Source organism: Nitrosomonas supralitoralis (genome assembly GCF_003011925.2).
Lineage (GTDB): Bacteria > Pseudomonadota > Gammaproteobacteria > Burkholderiales > Nitrosomonadaceae > Nitrosomonas > Nitrosomonas supralitoralis.
In genome coordinates this window covers 1-4217 of record NZ_PXXU01000106.1, presented here as the reverse complement: position 1 = coordinate 4217, position 4217 = coordinate 1, and the positions used below count along the sequence as shown (strand labels likewise).

At 37.3% G+C, this 4217-nt stretch carries 5 protein-coding genes; 2 read left to right on the top strand and 3 right to left on the bottom strand.

The genetic code is table 11. The annotated features are described in order from the left end of the window. Both C7H79_RS16510 and C7H79_RS16500 read left to right on the top strand, forming a co-directional pair. The coding region (locus C7H79_RS16510) for a Rieske 2Fe-2S domain-containing protein (protein ID WP_147383655.1) at positions 1–228 on the top strand (228 nt) is incomplete at its 5' end. Positions 229–1228: 1000 nt separating this feature from the next. Next, the gene (locus tag C7H79_RS16500) at positions 1229–1720 is read left to right on the top strand and encodes a DUF421 domain-containing protein (protein ID WP_106708340.1); all 492 of its coding nucleotides are present in this window, start codon (positions 1229–1231) and stop codon (positions 1718–1720) included. A gap of 396 nt (positions 1721–2116) precedes the next feature. Here the strand turns inward: C7H79_RS16500 and C7H79_RS16495 are convergent, their stop codons facing one another. The 3 genes from C7H79_RS16495 to C7H79_RS16480 form a co-directional block, all read right to left on the bottom strand. Further along, positions 2117–2299: a hypothetical protein gene (locus C7H79_RS16495; RefSeq protein WP_106708339.1), complete on the bottom strand. Its 183-nt coding sequence runs from the start codon at positions 2297–2299 to the stop codon at positions 2117–2119. Between the two features lie 274 nt (positions 2300–2573). Beyond that, positions 2574–2858 (bottom strand): PepSY domain-containing protein, encoded by a 285-nt coding sequence (locus C7H79_RS16490; protein WP_106708338.1) that lies wholly within the window; start codon positions 2856–2858, stop codon positions 2574–2576. Between the two features lie 570 nt (positions 2859–3428). Further along, a complete protein-coding gene (locus C7H79_RS16480) occupies positions 3429–3890 on the bottom strand; it encodes a ferritin-like domain-containing protein (RefSeq protein ID WP_106708336.1) in 462 nt (153 codons plus the stop codon). Between the last annotated feature and the right edge of the window lie 327 nt (positions 3891–4217).

Here is a 4217-nt window from a genome sequence, read left to right as displayed (position 1 = left end):
GGTCAAGGAGCAATTGTTCAGGAGGGAGTTCATAAGTTAGCAGTATATCGAGATCAGGACGGCAAACTACATAAAGTTTCCGCTATTTGCACACACTTGGGATGTATTGTTCATTTCAATCCAGCAGAACGTTCTTGGGATTGTCCCTGTCATGGCTCAAGGTTTGATACTAATGGCAAAATATTGCATGGCCCAGCTCCTTCGCCTTTAACAATTATTAATTCGTAAATGCATAATCGCGAGAGTCTGTGGTAATTTCTGGTAACTTTTTAATATTATAGAGAGTCCAGTTATATTGGGTTCAGATACCACCCATAATACGAATTTGCGAGGCTCAGTTTGTTGCTCAGCGAGGAGTTTCTGTCGAAACTGAAGAATGCGATTTGCTTCAAAGAGGCCGTTTATAACAAGCGCACCTTGCACATGACGATAGATGTAATGCTGTGTCAAATGCGGTTGATTGTTCGTGGAGAGGCATGCAAAACGCATTTGGGAAGTTAAATCCATTTACAATGGATTTAACTCGTGGCGGTTGCGTAACAATTAGGACAGGATTTTCAAGAAAGCTTCTCTTTGTCTCGGATTTTGGGTGGGAATCTATTGATGGCAGTTAAGTTCAAGCGCTTCAGCATAGTGCGGGAGCGGCCGGCAAGAAGCCGCAGGCCATTGGTAAAAACCGTGCAGGAAATACCACAAAGATTCATTTGGCGGTTGATAATTATAGCATGCCAGTTGGGTTTGCGCTCTCCGGTGGTGAAACCAATTATTATTTTTCAGCATCCCATTCGATTGTCAGATTCCCGTACACGGAAGCGATTGTAACGGACAAAGGCTATAACAGTGATTGTATATGGTAGCAGATAACAAAGAAGGGAGCTAGGCCAGTAATTCCAAGAAAGCGTAATTATTTGAAGGATAATGTGGATTGGGGTTTGTATAGATATCGGCATTTGGTAAAAATGCATTTGCAACAATAAATCAGTATCGCGCGTTGGCACCAAGATGCGATAAGCAGAGTAGAGATTACGAAAGTATGATTGTTATAACAGGTGGTTATCTATGGCTACCATGTGAAATGGTAACAGAACCTAGCGATAGGTCGAGTACGTCTTGTTTTATTTGACAGCGGTTAGATTTGATTGCAATCGTTAATTCGGACCCCAGTATAACCAGCGAAGTAAGCTTCCAAAACAAGTGTATCAATTTAACCTTTATGTTAGAGATTCAGATGAATACAGATATATGGATTTTTAGCGTTTCTCCTTGGGAAATTATGATCCGAGGATCTTTGATGTATTGGTTTCTTTTTTTTATTTTTCGTTTTATATTACGAAGAGATGTTGGAAGTATGGAAGTAGGAGATATTCTTTTTATTGTTATAGTTGCGGATGCCGCTCAAAACGCTATGAGTGCTAATGCAACAAATATTGCCGATGGAATGTTGTTAGTTGGAACCTTGGTTTTTTGGAATCTATTGCTTGATTACCTGAGTTTTAGGTTTCCTTTGATTAGAGGGGTAGTTGTTGCTCCTTCAATAATTTTATATAAGGACGTTATCTTATTATGGCGAAATATGCGGCGCGAATTTGTCACTAAAGATGAATTACTGACCAAATTAAGGGAGGAAGGTTTACAAGAATTAACTTCCGTGAAAGAAATTCGACTTGAAAGCGATGGTAAAATTAGTATCGTAAAATTAGAGAATACAAAAGATTCATAAGTAGAAAAATCTTATTTATATTTCAGTGTTTAATTAATTCTGAAATAAAGCCTACCAACGCAAGCAGCGGGAATTAACTGAGCTCTCCAACCTGCTGACTCCCAATTAACTCGCACTCTTGGGGAATGGAAACCGCATAGTTTAAAAATTGATTCCATTTGCATAAATGGTACCAAAAGCCTCACAGGATTTGTTTATTCTTGAGAGCTATCAGCATGCTCGTTCCTGAGTTGTTTTATGCGGTCTGCCGGAAAATATCGGTAGAAAGTGGGTGTCCACAATATGAAGCTGGTCGATCACAAAAAATAATTTCATCGGCACCTTTCCACTAGAGCTATTTTTAAGATGAGTTCTTAAGGAACATTTTCGGGGATTACTTACTCAGACGGGGATATTCTATGCAGGTTCTTCATTATCAGGATGTTTCATAGGAATTTCTTCAGGATTTTTATTTGAACCAGGAGAATTTTTGAGCAGCTCGACTTCAAAACTTAATTCTTCTGGGGTAGGTACTATAGGAGTAGTATTACTTTTTACAAAATTGTCTTCTTTTGAGTCTATATGTTCTTTATTTTTCATTATCAAAGTTCCTGCGCTTGGTTGAGGCAAATGATGAACTTTATCTTATAGATTATCGCGACCACTTCCGTATTGTACCCTTATTTATTGGATCAAATATTCTTGGTTCACTGAGCAATGAGATTTAAGTCCTGGGGTGCATTACAACTAAAATTATCCTACCAATAACAATAGAGTAATAGATGTATAAAAAACAATGGTTTTCTAGCCACTGTTTTTTTAGTTAAAGTTCTTGGATTTTCTCACATCACTGCTTTTGCAGCAGGTGTTTTATTTATTCTCTTTCCAATTCAATTAATTTTCCATTTCCATCGATTTTAAACTCAAGTTCACTGCCATCTGGTTTTTTCACTTCCACTTCGTAGATAGCGAGGTCTCCTTTTGATTTTTCTTTCTCTATGCTTTCAATCTTTCCATCTTCTGCATATCGGTTTATCGCTTCCTGAACTATGGGTGGCAAGGTCGACAACTCAACTTTTTTATCCAGCAATCCTGAAAAACTTACAGAAGTAAAGGAAAAAGCAAAAATTGCCGCTAAAATCATTAATTTATTTTTCATAACATTCTCCACTTAATAATTAATAACATACAGAGTAAGTATCATCCTTTTCAGTATTTATATAAGTACTATATCCTTTGTATTTTATTCACATTTTAACTCAGGAAAAAACTATAAATCTGAACTAATATCTCTTTCCTAGTACTTTTGTAAAGGGAACTTTAATAACATCAGATATTTGTGATATTAGGAAATCTTAACCCTAATTCAGCACCACCAACACATGCCTCCAAACTTATTAAGTAACTGAAGATAATCACCCATAATACCCTTCCCGCATAATCTTTTACGTGACTGATTCCTTTTGATAGTCCTATTTCTATAAAATGAATAACAGCCGGTGTTCTAGTTGCTAAATTCTGGAATACTTTAACGAAGTGATTGCCTGCGGAAGGCGTACTTAAGATCTTTAGCCCATGATGAGACATATTTTTTACTCTTATACAACAGTTGCATGCTCCTTCGGTTCAATGAGTGCAATATTCATTCTGCATTCAATATGTTATTGCTAATACTGGGTTCCGCATAAAGGTTACATTCTAGGCAATAAAATTCAATTATCGGCACAAGTTAAGCTTTAGCGGGATTATTCCTGGCTTCATCTCTAAGTTGCCTTACACGTTCGTGATTTTTTCTAGCTCCTTCTAATTGGCGCACTATCAATGTACGAAGACTGTCAGGCATTTCTTCCTTTAGCGCATTTTCGTAGGCGGTAACGGCAGTATCTTCTGCTCGTTCGCATTCTTCAAGTACGGCAAGATTATCCTTATTGGTGAGAGCTGTCCTGATGTCAATCCAAACCCGATGTAACGCTCCCTTAGTAGTCCCACTCGCGTCTGGTTCCCCTCCATATTGCCTTACTTCCGCACTTAAAGTTTGAACGGCTTCCTCGCAATTATTTGCCCGATCCTCAAAGTACATTTTCAATTGTGAATCATGTGCATCATCTGCACATTTTTTAAAACCTTCCACCCCATCTCGCGAAATATCAATTAATCCATTTAATAAATCTATATTTTTTTCATTGTTCATGTCGTACTCCTAAAATAAAACACCACGCTGTTTTATATTCCCAGCTTCAATATCCATCGATCCTGCTTAAAACGAGTGCAAAAGCTAATATCACAGAAGAAACATGGTAATAATAATGTTTTTTCTGGACGGAATATTCTTAGAGGGCCTGAAGAACTCCTAACAATATTATATTTTATTATTTAAAATATTCAGTACGATGTCTCACATAGGAGTAAATGGAGAGATGATCATTTCTGGTGTAAGACAATAGAGGAGCGTGCTTGAATATTTTGTTAAAGATTACGGAAGATCAACCAAGAACACAACTAAGCTGAATTTCCACGG

Bases quoted from the DNA above. Each gene is read 5' to 3' on its own strand.
- C7H79_RS16500 (WP_106708340.1), top strand. From the start codon at position 1,229: ATGAATACAGATATATGGATTTTTAGCGTTTCTCCTTGGGAAATTATG.
- C7H79_RS16495 (WP_106708339.1), bottom strand. From the start codon at position 2,299: ATGAAAAATAAAGAACATATAGACTCAAAAGAAGACAATTTTGTAAAA.
- C7H79_RS16490 (WP_106708338.1), bottom strand. From the start codon at position 2,858: ATGAAAAATAAATTAATGATTTTAGCGGCAATTTTTGCTTTTTCCTTT.
- C7H79_RS16480 (WP_106708336.1), bottom strand. From the start codon at position 3,890: ATGAACAATGAAAAAAATATAGATTTATTAAATGGATTAATTGATATT.